We start from the raw sequence: 16,872 nt of genomic DNA, 5'->3' as shown, positions 1-16,872 counted from the left end.
CCAGCAGCAGACAAGAATAAACACCCCCGTGCAATTACTCTTTGGAGATTCGCATGTCGTATGACTTGATGATGTACCTAAGCCGAAGTGATAGACGTGCTTGCTAGATTATCGTGAAGTGTGGATGAACTCAGTGCGTGGGCATCAGTGATCGAACAATGCAGTTTCATGGAAAGGAGACATTATGCCGGCGGAAAGCATCAGCAAGTACAACTCGACGTGGGGAATATGCGGCTTCACGTCTGCTCTAACTCACCTCTACACTTCGGACGTACGCTTGCGGAACCGGATCGACACGAAAACCCCGCACGCCATTCGGCTGGGCCTATTGGTTGAGGTGCTGACATTTCTGAAATACGTGTGCGCGTTCCGGACCGACCTGCTTCCGGACCTCGAAGTATTGAACAGGCGACTCCAGTCGCCTGTCATGCGTCATGGTATTGCGAGTTTCATGCTTTTTGCTGATCGGTTCGTACGCCAACAGCGAGTAATTGGAGACAGCAATCGTTTCCAATGCGCGATGACACCGGAAGCGCTGACACTTTACCTGCAGGTGATATGCGGCATACCAACGGCAACCCTGACTGCCGATGCCGATCCTGGCGGACAAGGCATCCTGGGGATCATGAACAGTAAAAATGAATTGGTGCATTGGGTCTACCGCGATGTCGGAGGGAAAGTGTATAACTGGGGCAAGGTGATGTCCCCCACCGAATGGCTTGCCGATGCCGAAAACGGACTGGGGAATCCCGAACTCCACCATGTAGGATGCCACGTCTCGGTGGTCTAACCTGTTCTTTGTCACCCGTGATCGCGCTATGTTTGAGCGTGTACATCACTTGATAAATAATATTTTGATCGGCTGAGGTCGGCCAAAAGCAGACTGAGAAAATCGAGAGAAAAAATGCCGGATGATAAATCGTTAATCAAATGCGGAACTCATGGAAGCCGAACACCAGCAGTTGTCTGCTGCCACCAAGTCAACATCCGTGACCGCATCGTTGGCTTTGTCGAGAACAGCTCTGACCCCAACGATTTGCAAGCTTGGTGCGACGAGTGTGAGCAGCTCTTCCTGCAAGAAGAGGAGATGACCGAAGCGTTCAGGGAGTTTAACAACTTCAAAGTAGTATGCGATTTCTGTTACGCTCAAATCAAGGAGCGCAATACGAACTTTGACGGAATGCCGGGCTGAGGGCAGCCTACGGCCAGCAGCAGACCTTGAATTTCAGAGGTGGATAGTGGAGATTAGATACATTTCGTTAGCTGTCAGCGCAGTTATTCTCTGCGGGATTTCTGCATGTACCTACCGGGTTGCTGAAACGGAGCGGGAGTTTGAGTTGATCGATGATGGTGCCCCAGAAAACAATGCAGTAAAAAAACTCGGCACACCTGATGTTGTCGAGACCTTTACCTCTCCTTTTTTTAGGTACGCATCCGAACCGTGCCGTCTCCCATGTGTGAGACGGCTTTGGTGGGAACATCCGATACTTAAAGGGTTTGAGGCATGGTCAGTTGAAGTTGGTTCGACTGGAACTATATTAAAAAAAACGCACTGGGTATCCCCATAGCTGGCAGTTCCCGACTGCGGATTCAACCGGTCGAGCCCGTATCGCGTCAGGTTAAATTTTGCCTACTACAAGTAATCTGCCAAGAACCTTTTTGCTCGACCGCCCTCGATAAAGCGAGTAGTCTTCAGAACACCGACTATTAAATGGAAAGGAAGCGACATGGCTCGCCGCCATACGCTGCTACGCCTTGGTGCGGCGCTGGTGACGGCAGCCGCATGCCTCGCCGCGCACGCGACGGACATGGTGACGCTCTACACCGAAGAATACCCACCCTTCAACTGGAACGACAAGGCCACCGGCACCGCCACCGGGCTGTCGCACGACATCGTCGTTGAGCTGATGCGGCGCGCTGAAATCCCGGTCAGCGCCGCGGCCGTGATGCCCTGGGCCCGCGCGATGGCGCTGACCAACAAGAACGCCAACAGCTGCCTGTTCTCGATGGCGCGCACGCCGGAACGCGAAGCCAATTATGCGTGGGTCGGCCCGATAGGCCGCAATGAATGGGTGATGTATGCGCGCCGCGAAGACCATATCACGCTCGCCAGCCTGGCCGATGCCCGCCCCTACACAGTCGGCACCATCATCGGCGACGCCGTGATCCCGCTGCTGCGCGAGAACCAGCTCAAGCTGAGCATCGTCCCGTACAACCGCACCAATGGGCCCAAGCTGAAGATGCAGCGCATCCAGCTATGGTCGGAAGGCCGTCTGCCCGGCCTGTACATGATGCGCGAGATGGGCATCACCGACGTCGAGGCGGTGCTCACCTTCGCCCACTACGACATGTACATGGCCTGCAACAAGGCGATGGACAACCACGAGGTCGCGCGCCTGAACGCGCTGCTGCGCGCCATGCACCGCGACGGCACGGTCAGGCGCATCTACGGCAACTACGGCTACGACAACTACGCGCCCCGCGCCGAGCAACTGGCTAAATGAGCGCCGCGCCGTGATCGCTCAGGGCGAACGGGCAAACATCGCCGCCATCGCCGTGACATCGCGGCCGACGCCGCGATAGCCGACAAAGCGGCTGGCCTCGTCGAACATCGGCTCGCCGCTGACCTGCAGATACTGGACCACGCCGGCTGCGGTGGTGCGGCTGTAGACGAAATCGAGGAACGGCTTGCGGTCGGCGATATTCGATTCCAGCAGCGCGCGCTCGGCGATATCCCATCCACCGGTATCGCGGCCGCCTATGCCCACCATGTCCGCCACCGGGCCGGACCAGTTGCTGAGCGTTCCTTCAGCATCCTGTTCCCAGTACCAGTCGGTCGACAATTCGGCGAAGCGCTGGAAGCGCGCCTCGCTCGCGCGCAACTGCGCCGTGCGCTCCAGGACCGTGTATTCCAACTGCTGGTTGTAGCGCCGCAGCTTGCGGTGCAGCAGGCGCACCTCCAGCATGTTGTGGATGCGCGTCTCCACTTCGATCAGCTCGAACGGCTTGCCGACAAAGTCCTTGGCGCCGGCCTGCAGCGCGCGCAGCTTGTGATTGGGCTGGGCGGTGACCACCAGCACCGGCACATAGCCGTCCGGTTCGATGTCGTGCAGCGCTTCCAGCACCGCAAAGCCATCCATGCCCGGCATTTGCAGGTCCAGCAGGATCAGGTCATAGTGATGGCGGCGATGCAGCTCACACACGGCGAACGGATCCATGGTGCTGCTGACGTTGGTATAACCGGCGTTGGCCAGCATCTGTTCCAGCAGCATCACGTTGGCTTCCTGGTCGTCGACGATCAGGATCTCGGCGGCAAGCATTTCGGCTGGTTCTATCATGATGCGGGTCCCTCGGTATTTGGATGCAGGCTGCCGTGCGTTGCGGCGAATTCAAGCGCCAGATCCAGCGCGCTCATGAACTGGACTACATTGATCGGCTTGGTCAGATAGCGGAAGAAGCCCGCGTCCACGCCTTTTTCTATGTCGCGCGCCATCGCGTTGGCGGACAAGGCCACCACCGGAATGTGCTCGGTGGTCGGATCGTCCTGCAATATCTTCAGGCAGCCGAAGCCGCTGACGCCGGGCAGGTTGATGTCCATCAGGATCACATCGGGCTGGTAGGTGCGCGCCAGCTCGATGCCGGCATAGCCGTCAATGGCGGTCAACAGCTTGAGGTCGCTGCGCCGCAGCACCAGTTGCTCCACCAGGCTCAGGTTGGCCGGGTTGTCTTCGATGTACAGCAGCGTCTTCAGCGGCGCGCTGTCGAAGTCGCGCAGCGACAGAGGACGCCCGAACGCCGCGATTTCCAGCACCGGCTCGCTGCTGGCGGCCAGCTCGATCCAGAAGGTGGTGCCGACGCCGATCTCGCTGTGCACGCCGATGACGCCGCCCATCAGCTCGGTCAGCTGCTTGGTCACGACCAAGCCGATGCCGGTGCCCTCTTCCGCGCCGTCCTCCTGGCCCAGGCGGTTAAAGGGCTGGAACAATTGTTCGACTTGTTCCTGGGACAGGCCGGCACCGGTATCGGTCACGCTGACGCGCACCATGCCGTCGCTGGCCGCCGTGCACTCGACCGTCACCATGCCGTCGCGGCGGTTGTATTTGATGGCGTTGGAAAGCAGGTTGATCATCACCTGCTTGACGCGCGTGCGGTCGGCGTGGACGAAGAACGGCTCGCTCATCGGCGCGAAGAACAGCCGGATGCCGCGCTTCTCCGCCTGCGGCCCGATCAGCGCCTGGCAATCCTTGAGCACTTCCGACAAGCCCATCGATTCCTGCGACATCGTCACCTTGCCCGATTCGATCATGGCCAGGTCGAGGATCTCGTTGATCAACTGCAGCAGATACCAGCCGCCCTTGAGGATCTGGTCCAGCGAGCGCTGTTGCGACGGGCTCGGCGGCGGCTTGTCGGACGCCAGCAATTGCGCAAAGCCCAGCACCGCGTTCAGCGGCGTGCGCAGCTCATGGCTCATGGCAGACAGGAATTCCGACTTGGCGCGGTTGGCGGTCTCGGCCAGCGCGCGCGCCGCCTCCAGTTCGACGTTGGTTTCCTGCAGCGCCAGCTGTTGTTCGTGCAGCCGCTGGGCCAGCAGCGCCTGCTCCTGCTCGACCCGCTTGCGGGCCGTGTTGTCCGTCCCCATCAGCAAGTAGCCGATGACTTTTTCGTCGGCGTCGCGCAGTGGGCTGACCGAGACGATCGCCGGGAAACGGCTGCCGTCCTTGCGGATATAGGTCAGTTCGTAGATGTCCTCGATGCCGCGCGAGGCCTTGAACACCAGCGCCTCGAAGCCCGGCCGGATGGTCATGCCGACCTCGACGCTGAGCGCGGCCGCCCGCGCCACGATTTCCTGCGCGTCGGAGATGCCGGCCGGCGTGATCTGGTTCACCACCTCGGAGGCGCTATAGCCCAGCATGCGCTCGGCGCCGACATTGAAGATCTGGATCACGCCCTGGGCGTCGGTGGCGATGCTGGAAAAATTGGCGCTGTTATGGATGGCCAATTGCAGCGCATCGGCCTTGAGCAGCGGCGCTGCGGATGGTCGGACGGATTTCATTTCACTCCCTGGCGTTGACGTACGTCCGACATCAGGCGGGCGAATTCTTTTTTGACCACTTCATAGCACTCGCAGACATCCGCTTCGAGACCGACGCGGTCCAGCACGGAGATATGGCCGCGCCGGCTGCTGATATAGCCCTGGCTCTGCAGGCGACCGGCGGCCACCGTCACGCCTTCGCGCCGCACGCCCAGCATGCTGGCGATCAGTTCCTGGGTCATGGTCAGCTCGCTGGTCGGCAGGCGGTCCAGGGTCAGCAGCAGCCAGCGGCACAGCTGCTGGTCCACCGTGTGGTGGCGGTTGCAGATCGCGGTCTGCGACATCTGCGTGATCAAGGCCTGGGTGTAGCGCAGCAGCAGGCGCATGACCGGCCCGGCGCGGTTGAACTCCTCCATCAGGATGTGCGACTTGAGGCGGTAGCCGTGGCCGGCGGTCTGCACCACGGCCCGGCTCGGCGTCGTATTGCCGCCCATGAACAGCGAGATGCCGAGGATGCCCTCGTTGCCGACGCCGGCGATCTCGGACGAGCTGCCGTTCTCCAGCACGTAGTGCAGCGAGACGATGGCCGAAGTCGGGAAGTACACGTAATTGAGCTGGCCGCCGGACTCATACAGCACGTCGCCCAGGCGCATCATGATCGGTTCAAGATGGGGCGACAACCGATGAAATTCGGCATCGAGCAGCGCTGCCAGCAAATGGTTTTGATTGGGGTCGTTCAGACGCATGGAAAAACGTTCCTTGTTTTCCAGTCGTCAACTAGGCGTTAGGCTAAGACGGTAAACGATGACCGTCCCGCAGCGTAACACATATAAAGAAATATAGGTTTATGGTAAGACCGCGCGGCCAGTGCGTATCACTGTTTGAAGGGCTCGATCTTCTTGAATGCCGCCATCGTTTTGCTGTGGGCCGCCGTGACCCGTTCGAACAGTTCGGCCGCCAGCAGGTGGTAGACCTCGATCTTGGCGCACTGCGCCAACTCATGCACCGCGGCATGTTCTTCGGCCAGGGCCGTGGCCAGGTCGGTAAATTCGGACTGTCCTTCCGGACGATAAATCGACATAGCACCTCCGTAGCGGAAAGCTCATCGTAACAGGCATTCGTGCGCCGGGATGTTCTGCAGGCGCAGCCCGCCGGCGCGCCCTCTCAGGGAAAAATAAACAGGAACTGGGCGTCGTCCAGCACCACCGCATCGTCGTCGTGCTGCGGCTGGCTGCGCCGCTCCACGCGACCGGTGCGGCGGGTGCGGGTGTCGTTGCGCTTTTGCCAGTAGGCCGGCCTTGCTTCCGGTGGCGGTGCCGGCGCCAGCAGCCGTGCGGATTCGCGACGTATCACGCCATAGCACTCACAGACATGCCGCTCCAGCCCGTCTCGCGTCAATACGCGTATATGGCCGCGCCTGCAGCTGATGAGCCCGAGCGTTTGCAGACGGCCGGCCGCTTCGGTGATCCCTTCGCGCCGCACGCCCAGGATGGCCCCCAGCGCCTCCTGGGTCACCACCAGCTCGCTGGTGCGCGAATGGTCCAGCGTCTGCAGCAGCCAGCGGCAGAGCCGCTGGACGGTCGAGTGATGGCTGTTGCAGACCGCGGTTTGCGACATTTGCGTCATCAGCGCCTGGGTGTAGCGCAGCAGCAAATCAAACAGCGCGCCCTTGCGGTGAAACTCCTCCAGCAACAAGCCCGCCCGCAGGCGATATCCGTAGCCGCCGCTGTGCACGATCGCCCGGTTGGGCGTGGTGGCCCCGCCCATGAACAGCGATATGCCCAGCACCCCCTCGTTGCCGACGCTGGCGATCTCCAGCGCCCCGCCATCCTCGAGCTCGTATTGAATGGAGACGATGGCCGTGGTGGGGAAATAGACATGCGTCAGCTGGCCCCCGCAGTGGTACAGCACGTCGCCCTGAGCCAGCACGACCAGTTCCAGGTGAGGCGCCAACCTGCCGAATTCCGCCGCACCAAGCACCGCAAGCAAGCGGTTCTTGTGCGGGGATACATTGTGCATGGGCATGTTCGGTTCCCTGACTTCAAGATTTCGATTGCTCAGGCTGCCAGTTCCTGTGCCGCAGGTCTGTGCGTCTCCGAACATTATCTTTTTTAAAAGACATAAAAACAACATTGAATTTTTGTGCGGAAACCCACAGAGGCGTTTATCGGCGGACGTCACGATGCAGTAACGGCGGCATGCGGAGCTGCGGGGGTGCCTCGGTTCCGCTGCCTGCCGGTGTAACACCTCCACCCGGTGTCCGGGTCATTAAGTTTTTCTTTGGGGAAGTAAAAATGAAAACAAAATTTGCAATGGCCGCACTGGCCTGGCTGGCGATCAGCGGCGCCGCGTCGGCCAACGACATCACATTCGATGCCGGCGTCCTGCCCATCAGCCCGGCGGCGCCTTACGGCCATGTATTCATCCATGATGCGGCCGCATTCACCGACACCATCGACTTCATCGTCAGCACCGGCAGCCTGGGCGCGTCGGCCAACGCGCTCAACGTCAAGCTGCAGGCGCTGGATGTGTTTAACATCGATGGCCTGAGCTACTCGGTCTGGGGCGGCACCGCGGCGGCAAGCACCACCTGGTACGGCACCTTCCCCGGCAATAACGTGAGCTACGACATCGGCCTCACCCTGCCCGGCACCTACCACCTGGTGGTCACCGGCATGGCCGATGGCAGCAGCGGCGGCGCCTACGGCGTGGCACTGGTGTCGGGCGTGCCGGAGCCGGAAACGTATGCCATGATGCTGGCAGGCTTCGGTTTGCTGGGCGTGGTGGCCCGCCGCAAGAAGTCCGGAAAAACAGCGATCTGATCCAGACAAAACCGCTCTCCCGAGCGGTTTTTGTTAGGCGGCGAATTCACCTGCTGTCGCGTTTTTTGATGGATAAATCATGACAGCTGACAAGTACCACCCGCAAGCCGTCCTGATGTGGCTGGAAACGGATCACTCCCTGCTGCTGGCCCGGCGTTCGGTTCAACTCTGGGCCGCCATCGCAGACGAGCTGATGCCGATAGTCGGCGACCGCGGCCTTATCGCGCTGTTTAACCGCTGCATCGACATTTGCGGCACGACCTTTCCGTGGCTGCTGAAAGCCCCCGCGCGCAGTTCGCCGCCGCGCTGCTTCGACACGCTCGGCGCGCAATTGTCCGAACGTGAACCTCGGGACGGGCTGGCGGCAAGCCGCGCCTTGTTCGGCACCTTCCACGACCTGCTGCTGATACTGATCGGCGAACCGCTAGCGGGCGGCGTGCTCGAGGCGGCCTGGCGCGACCTGCTGCGCCATCCCGATGGCAAACCCCTATCCCTTCCCGCCCAATCTGAACCAGAGGAGCAAGATGAACACAAACACCGGTGATCCCCCGGTCACGGAGCGTCGCTCCGGCGAGCACGGCAGCGCGCATGACCGGCGCGCCACAGGCCGCGCCCGCGCAGTCATGCTGGCCGGCGGCGAGCGTCAATTGGCCAGGCGCGAGACGCTGGTCAGCGCGCGGGAGCAGGCGGCGGACCGCCATGACGCCGACCTGCAGCAGCGCGAACAGGCGCTCGCACTGCGCCACAAGCATCTTGCGGCCCGGGAACAAGGCGAACGCGAAGCCCGGCGCATCAAGCGCGCACTGGAGCGCCACATCATCAAGCTGCGACGGGCCAACGCCCATCTGGTGATCGCCACGCTGGGCGCCCAGGCCATGATGGAGACGGTGCAGCGCGCCAAGGAGCACATGGGCTACATGGCCCACCATGACTTCCTGACCGACCTGCCCAACCGCATCTTGCTGATGGAACGGTTGGCGCTGGCGATTGCCATGGCCAGGCGCCAGCAAAGCCGGATGGCCGTGCTGTTTATCGACCTCGACCGGTTCAAGGTGATCAACGATTCGCTGGGACATGCGGTCGGCGACCTGCTGCTGCAATCGGTCGGCCGGCGGCTGCTGTCGGTGCTGCGCGCCAGCGACACCGCCAGCAGGCAGGGCGGCGACGAATTCGTCGTGCTGCTGGCCGACGTGGCAAACGAGCGCGCGGTGTCCGAGCTGGCCGACAAGCTGTGCCTGGCGATCGCCGAGCCGTACCTGCTCGACGGCGAAACGGCGCATATCGGCGGCACGATAGGGATCAGCATGTACCCGGACGACGGCGAGGACGCCGAGACGCTGATACGCAACGCCGACGTCGCCATGTACTACGGCAAGCACAGCGGCCGCAACCGCTGGTACTTCTACCGGCCCGAAATGAATCTGCGCGCGGTCGAACGCCAGCGCACCGAGGCCGATCTGCACCGCGCGCTGAAACTGGGCGAGTTCGAGCTGCACTACCAGCCGCGCGTCAACCTGGCCAGCGGCGCCATCACCGGCGCTGAGGCGCTGCTGCGCTGGTCGCATCCCGAACTGGGCGCGGTGGCGCCGGCACGCTTCATCCCGGTGGCCGAGGATTGCGGCCTGATTGTGCCCATCGGGCAATGGGTGTTGCGCGAAGCATGCATGCAGATTTCACGTTGGAAGCAAGTCGGGCTCGATCCCGGCATCGTGGCGGTCAACATCTCCGCGCTGGAATTCCGCACCGACGGCTTCGCCGACGCGCTGCGCGCCATCCTGGCCGAGAGCGGACTGGAGCCGGCCTGCCTGGAGCTGGAGATCACCGAAGGCGTGCTGATGCGTGACGCCGGCGCCAGCACCGCCATCCTGCGCGAGCTGAAGGAAATCGGCGTCGTGCTGGCCATCGACGACTTCGGCACCGGCTATTCCAGCCTCAGCTATCTGAACCGGTTTCCCATCGACGTCCTGAAGATCGACCAGTCCTTCGTGCGCGACATCAGTACGGCGCCGGGCGACGGCATCATCGTCGGTGCCGTGATCGCGATGGGAAGCAGCCTGGGCCAGCGGGTGGTGGCCGAAGGCGTGGAGGAAACTTCGCAGCTGAATTTTCTGCGCGCCCACCATTGCGACGAAGGCCAGGGCTATCTGTTCAGCAAGCCGTTGCCCGCACCCGGATTTGCCGCGCTGCTCAGGCAGGGCCTGGACAGTTAAAACAGCCAGCCATGCCCGGTATTTCCCCCGCTGAAGGGCAATCCGGAGTATGGTGTGAGACTGTGCCGTCATAGTGGTGCGCCGCGTGGTTCCGATTTACTTATCAAGACTGGCCTGTCCCATCATGAATGACAATGCGGAATCCGATGCAGCTGCCGCATCGCCGGCACCAGCCGAGCGGGACGAACGCTACCTGCAAGCCTTGCATGACAAGGAGCTCGGCGACCTGCGCGCCCTGATTGCCCAGCTGCTGATGCAGCTGGAGCTGCTGCAGCAGCAGCATACCAGCGCGCAAACGCTGGAGAGCCATGTGATACAGCTGCGCGAGGCGAACGAGCACCTGGTGCTGGCGACGTTCAGCGCGCAGGACAAGCAAGCCAACGCGGAAGCGTCGATGCAGCGCCAGACCAACTTCCTGTCGATGCTGGCGCACGAACTGCGCAATCCGCTGCAACCCATTGCCTACGCCAATACCTTGCTGGGCAAGCTGACCGGCGGCAATCCCGAATTGCCGCGCCTGCACGCCATCATCGAACGCCAGATGAGCCATATGACGCGCCTGATCGACGACCTGCTCGACGCCTCGCGCATCAGCAGCGGCAAGATAGGCCTGGACAAATCCGCGCTGCTGCTCGAGGACATCGTGGCGCTGGCGGCGGAAGGCAGCCAGCAACGGCTCGACGCCCGGCAGCAGCAGTTGAGGATCGTGCTGCCGCCGATCCGGGTGCTGGTCTATGGCGACCGCATGCGGCTGGCGCAGGTGTTTTCCAACCTGCTCAACAACGCTTCCAAGTTCTCGCCGGAGCACGAGGTCATTGTGCTGGCCGCGCAAGTGGTGGGCAACATGGTGCAGATTTCGGTGAGCGACCACGGCATGGGTATCGCGGCCGAGCTGCAGCCGTTCATCTTCGACCTGTTCACACAAGGCCTGCAGTCGCTGGACCGGGCACAAGGCGGACTGGGCATAGGCTTGACGCTGGTGCGTTCGCTGGTCGAAATGCATGGCGGCACGGCGCGCGTGCACAGCGACGGCATAGGCTTCGGCAGCACCTTTACCGTGCTGCTGCCGCTGAGCACCGAAGTCGCCACGGCGCCCGCCCTGCCCTTGCCGCGGCTGCCCACCCCGCGCCCGCTGCATATCCTGCTGGTCGAGGACAATCTGGACGCCGCCGAAACGCTGTGCCTGCTGCTGGAACTGGGCGGCCATACGGTGGTGCCGTGCCACGACGGCGCCGACGCGGTGGAACTGGCGCTGGCGGGACACTTCGACCTGGTCATCTGCGACATCGGGCTGCCCAGCCTGGACGGCTTTGTCGTCGTCGAGCGCATCCGCGCAGGCCTGCCGGGCAAGGCGCCGTTTTTCATTGCCACATCCGGCTACAACCAGCCGCAAGACCGCGCGCGCGCCATCCGCAGCGGCTTCGATCACTATCTGGTCAAGCCGGTGGCGATCGACATGCTGCTGGCACTGATAGAGCTGCATGTACACTGACGGCCCGCAGCGGCCCGCAAGCGGCAACCATACTGATCGCTTTACTGTATTGATACTTAATTATGGCGACTAACGACGAACGGTACCAGATGATCGAGCGCAACGTGATGCGCCGCCCCGAGACCGCCAAGGCCGACACCATCGTGTTATGGGAACGGCTGGCCATCGAACTGGTCGCCATTATCGGGCACAGCGGTTTCGACACGCTGTATGCGCGCAGCATCCACATGGTGCGGGTGGAGCATCCGTGGCTGGCCGAGGGTGCCGACCCGCGCTTCGAGAAACTCAGGGCCAGCCTGGAGGGCCAGGAGCAGATGCCCGCGGGCACCGCCAGCATCGCCCTGCTCACTACTTTCACCGACACGCTGATCCAACTGATCGGCGAGTCATTGACCACTGCCATACTTCGATCGGCCTGGGGCCAGGATACTGCGGCCACTGCCGCTAAGGGAATTCAACAATGAGCAATAAAGTCAACATTCAGCGCCTGGCGACGGGTGTGCCGGGGTTGGACGAACTGCTGGGCGGCGGCATTCCGGAATTTTCATTCAATTTGCTGGCGGGCACACCAGGCAGCGGCAAGACCACGATGGCGCACCAGATCATGTTTTCGCTGGCCAACCCGAACCGGCGCGCGCTGTTCTTCACCGTGCTGGGCGAGCCGCCGCTGAAAATGCTGCGCTACCAGCAGCAGTTCCCGTTCTTCGACGTCAGCAAGGTCAACCAGTCGATCAAGTTCGTCAACCTGGCGTCCGACCTGCTGGACGGCGATTTCGACCGCGTGCTGGCGCGCATCGCCGACGAGGTGCGCAATTTCGCGCCGAGCCTGGTGTTTGTCGATTCGTTCCGCTCGGTGGTGCAATCGGCGCAGGGTGTGGACCGCGGCGCCGCCGGCCTGCAGCACTTTGTGCAGCAGCTGGGCATGCAGATGACCAGCTGGCTGGCGACCACCTTCCTGATCGGCGAATACCTGGCGCCGGAGGCGGAGTCGAGCCCGGTGTTTACCGTGGCCGACGGCATCATCTGGATGTCGCAGCTGGTGCACCGCGACGCGCTGGTGCGCAAGATCCAGGTGGTCAAGATGCGCGGCCAGGCGCAGAGCCTGGGCGTGCACACCTTCCGCATCAGCGACAGCGGCGTCGATATCTTCCCGCGCGCGATGCTCGGCGCCACCACCGCCAAAGTCACTATCGACGGCCAGCAGCGGCTGTCGATGGGCGTGCCGGAGCTCGATGCGATGATGGACGGCGGCGTGCCGGCCGGTTATTCGTTGCTGTTGGTCGGGCCTTCGGGATCGGGCAAGTCGGTGCTGGCCACGCAGTTCCTGGCCGAGGGCGTGCGCAACGGCGAGACCGGCGTGATCGCGGCGTTCGAGAAGAGTCCAAACCAGCTGCTCAGCCACCACTTGAACACGCTGATCGAGAGCGGTCAGGTCGGCGTCATCAATACCCGCACCTTGGACCTGTCGATCGACGAGATCCTGCACGACCTGGTCAGCATGATCAAGCGCATGCAGGCCAAGCGGGTGGTGATCGATTCGCTGTCCGGCTTCGAGCTGGCGCTGGCGTCGTCGTTCCGCGACGATTTCCGCGAATCGCTGTACCGCATGGTGGCGGTGCTGACGGCGATGGGCGTGACCGTGCTGATGACGGCCGAACTGGAAGACCGCTACGAGATGCTGCGCTTCAGCTCCTACGGCAACGCCTTCCTGGCCGATGCCATCGTCATGCAGCGTTACGTTGAACTGGAGGGCGAGTTCAAGCGTGTGATTTCAGTAATCAAGATACGCGCCAGCGACCATAGCAAGGAGATCCGCTTTTTTGACATCACCTCCGACGGCATCGTCATTCGCGAGCCGCTGACCCGGTATGTCGGCATACTGACCGGCCGCCCGGAGGTGGCCACGCTGCCCCACGCAGACCAGCCTTAGCCTGGCGTCCGCCGGCTCGGCGCCGGCGGCCAGGCTGGGTTTCCGCTGTCTACTTGTAGATGCCGCAGTTGATGATGTGATCTCCATACCGCTCGAAATACATCGACTTGGCTTCGATCTGCTTGCTCACCGGATTGACGAATTTATAGTCCTGCCAGCCCTTGCCCTTCGCCACGGCCAACTGGATGCGCTCGCGCATGAAGTACTTGCCGTCGGCATCCTTCAGTTCGATCAAATCCTTGCCCTGCATCTTGGGATTGGCGCCGTGCGCGATATTCTTCGCGTTTAAGTCGTTGATCGTGATGTAGAGGTCACGGTCCCTGAAACGGCCCGGCTTGCCCTCGTTGATCTCGGCAACGACCTTGTCGAACCCGTCGGTCTTGATGGCGGCGATGGCCCGGTTCACCATTGCCACCGCCTCTTCGGGGGTGCCGTGGGAATCGGCCGCCCAGCTGCTGGTGCTCAGGCTGAAGGTAAGGATGGCCAGGGCCAGGTAGAAAAATTTGCGCATGCATGTCTCCTTGGTTGTTTTAATGGTGGTCCGGTACTTCGCAATTCCCATGCCATCGCGCGCGCCCTCCTCAACCGCGGCCAAGTGCTTGATATTGTAGGCCGTTTTACCAACAGCGGCGGCGCGATTTGTGCGAAAAGCCAGCCTGATGCCACGGAGCGTTCCGGATTCCCACACGACGCCGTGTGAGGGCCAGCTTGAAAAGATGGGGATGATTTTGATCCAGATCAAAGGTTTTTCGGGCGTCGATTCATAGTATGAATACCAGCAGTCCCACATCAGATCAGATATTCCAACAGGAGTGAGCAATGGGCAAAATGATGAAGGCTGCGGTGGTGCGCGCGTTCGGCCAGCCGCTGCAAATCGAGGACGTCGCGGTGCCGACGCCGGGGGCCGGACAGATCCTCGTCAAGATCGAGGCCTGCGGGGTTTGTCATACGGACCTGCACGCCGCTCAAGGCGACTGGCCGGTCAAGCCGACGCCGCCGTTCATTCCCGGACACGAGGGGGTGGGCTATGTGGTCGAGGTCGGGGCCGGCGTCAAGCATGTCAAAAGCGGCGACCGGGTCGGCATTCCGTGGCTGTATTCGGCCTGCGGGCACTGCACGCATTGCCTGGGCGGCTGGGAGACATTGTGCGAGTCGCAGCAAAATACCGGCTATTCGGTCAACGGAGGATTCGCGGAATACGCGCTGGCCGATGCCGACTACGTCGGCCACTTGCCGAAGGATATAGGTTTCATCGATATCGCGCCCATTCTGTGCGCCGGCGTCACGGTCTACAAGGGCTTGAAAATGACCGATACCAAACCCGGCGACTGGGTGGTCATCTCAGGAATTGGCGGCCTCGGCCATATGGCGGTCCAATATGCCCGCGCCATGGGACTCAATGTGGCCGCGGTCGATATCGACGACAACAAACTGGCGCTGGCCCGACGTTTGGGCGCCGCCCTGACGATCAACGCGAAGACCACGGACCCGGCGGCCATGGTCAAAAAAGAGATCGGCGGCGCGCATGGCGTGCTGGTGACCGCCGTCTCGCCGATCGCCTTCTCTCAAGCCCTGGGCATGGTGCGCCGCGGCGGCACGGTCTCGTTAAACGGCCTGCCGCCGGGCGATTTCCCCCTGCCGATATTTGACATGGTGCTGGGCGGCATCACCGTACGCGGCTCGATCGTCGGCACGCGGCTTGATTTGCAGGAGTCGTTGATTTTCGCCGCCGAGGGCAAGGTCAAGGCGACAGTCGCCACCGATAGCCTTGACAATATCAACCATGTTTTCCAGCGCATGCGTGAGGGCGATATCGAAGGTCGCATCGTGCTCGACTTTGCCGCAAAGCCGCATTGACATCGATCGCCACGCCCGAGCACAAAAATGCCGCCCGGGGGCGGCATTTTTTCAGCATGCACACCTTGAGCGCGCGCCTACTGGATCACGCGGTAGCAAGGCGTGTACTGCTTGCCGGCCAGCTTCATGCGGTGCTGGGCCACGAACGATGCCAGCAGCGCGTCCATCGGGCCCATGATCTCCTTGTCGCCGTGTATTTCAAAGTGGCCGAACTTCTCGATGGCGCGGATGCCCTCGTCCTTGACGTTGCCGGCCACCACGCCCGAAAACGCCCGGCGCAGATTGGCCGCCAGCATGTGCACTTCCTGGTTCTTGTGCAGGCTCAGGTTGCGCATGTTCTCGTGCGTCGGCGCGAACGGCTTCTGGAATTCCTGATCGATCTTCAGGCCCCAGTTGTAGTAGTAGGCGTCGCTGCGGGATTTGCGGAACTCGCGCACCTGCTTGATTCCGGCCTGCATCTCGCGCGCCACCAGTTCCGGATCGTCGATGATGATCTTGTAGCGCTGCTGCGCCTCCGGTCCCAGCGTGTCGTGGATGAACTGGTTGATCTGCACGAAGTACTCGCGCGACGTCTCCGGACCGGTGAACACCAGCGGGAACGGGATGTCCGCGTTATCCGGGTGCAGCAGGATGCCCAATATATAGAGGATCTCCTCGGCCGTCCCCGCGCCGCCCGGGAACACGACGATGCCGTGGCCGGTGCGCACGAACGCTTCCAGCCGCTTTTCGATATCCGGCATAATGACCAGTTCATTGACGATCGGGTTCGGCGATTCGGCCGCGATGATGCCCGGCTCCGAGATGCCCAGGTAGCGCCCCTTGTGCAGGCGCTGCTTGGCGTGGCCGATGGTGGCGCCCTTCATCGGGCCCTTCATCGCGCCCGGGCCGCAGCCGGTGCAGATGTCCAGGTCGCGCAAGCCCATCTGATAGCCGACTTCCTTCGAGTAGTTGTACTCGGCGCGGTTGATCGAATGGCCGCCCCAGCACACCACCAGGTTAGGATTGAGCATAGGCTTGAGCACACCCGCGTTGCGCAGAATGTGGAACACCGAGTCGGTGATGCCTTCGGTGGCGCTCATGTCGAACTTGGGATTGTCGGTCACCTCATTGCTGACGAAGACAATATCGCGCAGCACCGCGAACAGGTGTTCGTGGATGCCCTTGATCATTTTGCCGTCGACGAAAGCGATCGCCGGCGCCCCCTTGATATCGAGCTTGATGCCGCGCTCGCGCTGCACGATGCTGATGTCAAACGATTTATACCGTTCCAGCAGTTCCTTTCCATCGTCGATAGTGCTGCCGCAATTGAGCACGGCCAGTGCGCAATTGCGGAAGATGTTATAGAGGCCGCCCTGGCTAGTGTCGAGCAGCTTGTTCACTTCCGCCTTCGAAAGGACCTCCAGCTGGCCTTCGGGCGAAATCAGGGTATCGACAACGTCATGTTCCATGATGCGTAAATCCTTATTCAAATTCGATGCATAACAGGTAAGCCTGCAGCGCCAATATACGACAACTCGGCACTTTTTGGG

General features: G+C 61.8%; 16 protein-coding genes and 1 pseudogene. 10 read left to right on the top strand and 7 right to left on the bottom strand.

Features of this window, described 5'->3' with window-relative positions:
• The first annotated feature begins 184 nt into the window (after positions 1–184).
• From ACCD07_RS03995 to ACCD07_RS03985, 3 genes are all read left to right on the top strand, one after another.
• Positions 185–790, top strand: coding sequence for a hypothetical protein (locus tag ACCD07_RS03995; RefSeq protein ID WP_176650431.1), 606 nt, complete (start codon positions 185–187; stop codon positions 788–790).
• 114 nt (positions 791–904) lie between these two features.
• Positions 905–1,192 carry a hypothetical protein gene (locus ACCD07_RS03990; RefSeq protein ID WP_413446581.1) on the top strand — a complete coding sequence of 96 codons (288 nt, stop codon included), beginning with the start codon at positions 905–907 and terminating at the stop codon, positions 1,190–1,192.
• Positions 1,193–1,727: 535 nt separating this feature from the next.
• A complete protein-coding gene (locus ACCD07_RS03985; RefSeq protein WP_413446580.1) occupies positions 1,728–2,504 on the top strand; it encodes a substrate-binding periplasmic protein in 777 nt (258 codons plus the stop codon).
• An 18-nt stretch (positions 2,505–2,522) separates the two neighbouring features.
• On the opposite strand, the gene ACCD07_RS03980 is transcribed toward ACCD07_RS03985, so the two are convergent.
• From ACCD07_RS03980 to ACCD07_RS03960, 5 genes are all read right to left on the bottom strand, one after another.
• The gene (locus tag ACCD07_RS03980) at positions 2,523–3,338 is read right to left on the bottom strand and encodes a response regulator (protein ID WP_353398065.1); all 816 of its coding nucleotides are present in this window, start codon (positions 3,336–3,338) and stop codon (positions 2,523–2,525) included.
• The gene (locus tag ACCD07_RS03975) at positions 3,335–5,053 is read right to left on the bottom strand and encodes a PAS domain-containing hybrid sensor histidine kinase/response regulator (RefSeq protein WP_353398062.1); all 1,719 of its coding nucleotides are present in this window, start codon (positions 5,051–5,053) and stop codon (positions 3,335–3,337) included. Before ACCD07_RS03975 ends, ACCD07_RS03980 begins: the two co-directional genes overlap by 4 nt.
• Positions 5,050–5,778 carry a Crp/Fnr family transcriptional regulator gene (locus ACCD07_RS03970; protein WP_353398059.1) on the bottom strand — a complete coding sequence of 243 codons (729 nt, stop codon included), beginning with the start codon at positions 5,776–5,778 and terminating at the stop codon, positions 5,050–5,052. The genes ACCD07_RS03975 and ACCD07_RS03970 overlap by 4 nt, the downstream gene beginning before the upstream one ends.
• A 128-nt stretch (positions 5,779–5,906) precedes the next feature.
• Positions 5,907–6,113, bottom strand: a complete 207-nt coding sequence (locus ACCD07_RS03965) for a hypothetical protein (protein ID WP_176650425.1) — start codon at positions 6,111–6,113, stop codon at positions 5,907–5,909.
• Positions 6,114–6,196: 83 nt separating this feature from the next.
• Complete coding sequence (locus ACCD07_RS03960; RefSeq protein ID WP_413446579.1) at positions 6,197–7,051, bottom strand: Crp/Fnr family transcriptional regulator; 855 nt, start codon at positions 7,049–7,051, stop codon at positions 6,197–6,199.
• A gap of 308 nt (positions 7,052–7,359) precedes the next feature.
• Between ACCD07_RS03960 and ACCD07_RS03955 the strand changes: the two are divergent.
• From ACCD07_RS03955 to ACCD07_RS03930, 6 genes and pseudogenes are all read left to right on the top strand, one after another.
• A pseudogene (locus ACCD07_RS03955) lies at positions 7,360–7,854 on the top strand (FxDxF family PEP-CTERM protein); the annotation flags it as partial.
• 79 nt (positions 7,855–7,933) lie between these two features.
• Positions 7,934–8,398, top strand: a complete 465-nt coding sequence (locus ACCD07_RS03950; protein ID WP_413446578.1) for a hypothetical protein — start codon at positions 7,934–7,936, stop codon at positions 8,396–8,398.
• On the top strand, positions 8,379–10,064 hold the full coding sequence (locus tag ACCD07_RS03945; protein WP_413446577.1) for a putative bifunctional diguanylate cyclase/phosphodiesterase: 1,686 nt from the start codon (positions 8,379–8,381) through the stop codon (positions 10,062–10,064). Before ACCD07_RS03950 ends, ACCD07_RS03945 begins: the two co-directional genes overlap by 20 nt.
• Positions 10,065–10,188: 124 nt before the next feature.
• Positions 10,189–11,556 carry an ATP-binding protein gene (locus tag ACCD07_RS03940; RefSeq protein ID WP_413446576.1) on the top strand — a complete coding sequence of 456 codons (1,368 nt, stop codon included), beginning with the start codon at positions 10,189–10,191 and terminating at the stop codon, positions 11,554–11,556.
• 62 nt (positions 11,557–11,618) lie between these two features.
• Complete coding sequence (locus ACCD07_RS03935) at positions 11,619–12,020, top strand: hypothetical protein (protein ID WP_413446575.1); 402 nt, start codon at positions 11,619–11,621, stop codon at positions 12,018–12,020.
• Positions 12,017–13,486 (top strand): RAD55 family ATPase, encoded by a 1,470-nt coding sequence (locus ACCD07_RS03930; RefSeq protein ID WP_413446574.1) that lies wholly within the window; start codon positions 12,017–12,019, stop codon positions 13,484–13,486. The genes ACCD07_RS03935 and ACCD07_RS03930 overlap by 4 nt, the downstream gene beginning before the upstream one ends.
• Before the next feature lie 49 nt (positions 13,487–13,535).
• Here the strand turns inward: ACCD07_RS03930 and ACCD07_RS03925 are convergent, their stop codons facing one another.
• Positions 13,536–13,997 carry a cache domain-containing protein gene (locus tag ACCD07_RS03925; RefSeq protein ID WP_413446573.1) on the bottom strand — a complete coding sequence of 154 codons (462 nt, stop codon included), beginning with the start codon at positions 13,995–13,997 and terminating at the stop codon, positions 13,536–13,538.
• A 308-nt stretch (positions 13,998–14,305) separates the two neighbouring features.
• On the opposite strand from ACCD07_RS03925, the gene adhP reads away from it, so the two are divergent.
• Entirely contained in the window at positions 14,306–15,343 is a 1,038-nt protein-coding gene (adhP, locus tag ACCD07_RS03920; RefSeq protein WP_413446572.1) for an alcohol dehydrogenase AdhP, read from the top strand.
• Positions 15,344–15,420: 77 nt separating this feature from the next.
• On the opposite strand, the gene ppnN is transcribed toward adhP, so the two are convergent.
• Positions 15,421–16,791, bottom strand: coding sequence for a nucleotide 5'-monophosphate nucleosidase PpnN (gene ppnN / locus ACCD07_RS03915; protein ID WP_176650415.1), 1,371 nt, complete (start codon positions 16,789–16,791; stop codon positions 15,421–15,423).
• Between the last annotated feature and the right edge of the window lie 81 nt (positions 16,792–16,872).

The organism is Duganella sp. Dugasp56, from assembly GCF_047304105.1.
GTDB lineage: Bacteria > Pseudomonadota > Gammaproteobacteria > Burkholderiales > Burkholderiaceae_D > Rugamonas > Rugamonas hordei.
The sequence above is the reverse complement of the archived record's forward strand: the minus strand, read 5'-3'. Positions and strand labels throughout refer to the sequence as shown.

Bases quoted from the DNA above. Each gene is read 5' to 3' on its own strand.
- ACCD07_RS03935 (WP_413446575.1), top strand. From the start codon at position 11,619: ATGGCGACTAACGACGAACGGTACCAGATGATCGAGCGCAACGTGATG.
- ACCD07_RS03990 (WP_413446581.1), top strand. From the start codon at position 905: ATGCCGGATGATAAATCGTTAATCAAATGCGGAACTCATGGAAGCCGA.
- ACCD07_RS03985 (WP_413446580.1), top strand. From the start codon at position 1,728: ATGGCTCGCCGCCATACGCTGCTACGCCTTGGTGCGGCGCTGGTGACG.
- ACCD07_RS03950 (WP_413446578.1), top strand. From the start codon at position 7,934: ATGACAGCTGACAAGTACCACCCGCAAGCCGTCCTGATGTGGCTGGAA.
- ACCD07_RS03940 (WP_413446576.1), top strand. From the start codon at position 10,189: ATGAATGACAATGCGGAATCCGATGCAGCTGCCGCATCGCCGGCACCA.
- ACCD07_RS03925 (WP_413446573.1), bottom strand. From the start codon at position 13,997: ATGCGCAAATTTTTCTACCTGGCCCTGGCCATCCTTACCTTCAGCCTG.
- ACCD07_RS03980 (WP_353398065.1), bottom strand. From the start codon at position 3,338: ATGATAGAACCAGCCGAAATGCTTGCCGCCGAGATCCTGATCGTCGAC.
- ACCD07_RS03965 (WP_176650425.1), bottom strand. From the start codon at position 6,113: ATGTCGATTTATCGTCCGGAAGGACAGTCCGAATTTACCGACCTGGCC.
- ACCD07_RS03975 (WP_353398062.1), bottom strand. From the start codon at position 5,053: ATGAAATCCGTCCGACCATCCGCAGCGCCGCTGCTCAAGGCCGATGCG.
- ACCD07_RS03945 (WP_413446577.1), top strand. From the start codon at position 8,379: ATGAACACAAACACCGGTGATCCCCCGGTCACGGAGCGTCGCTCCGGC.
- adhP (WP_413446572.1), top strand. From the start codon at position 14,306: ATGGGCAAAATGATGAAGGCTGCGGTGGTGCGCGCGTTCGGCCAGCCG.
- ppnN (WP_176650415.1), bottom strand. From the start codon at position 16,791: ATGGAACATGACGTTGTCGATACCCTGATTTCGCCCGAAGGCCAGCTG.
- ACCD07_RS03995 (WP_176650431.1), top strand. From the start codon at position 185: ATGCCGGCGGAAAGCATCAGCAAGTACAACTCGACGTGGGGAATATGC.
- ACCD07_RS03960 (WP_413446579.1), bottom strand. From the start codon at position 7,051: ATGCACAATGTATCCCCGCACAAGAACCGCTTGCTTGCGGTGCTTGGT.
- ACCD07_RS03930 (WP_413446574.1), top strand. From the start codon at position 12,017: ATGAGCAATAAAGTCAACATTCAGCGCCTGGCGACGGGTGTGCCGGGG.
- ACCD07_RS03970 (WP_353398059.1), bottom strand. From the start codon at position 5,778: ATGCGTCTGAACGACCCCAATCAAAACCATTTGCTGGCAGCGCTGCTC.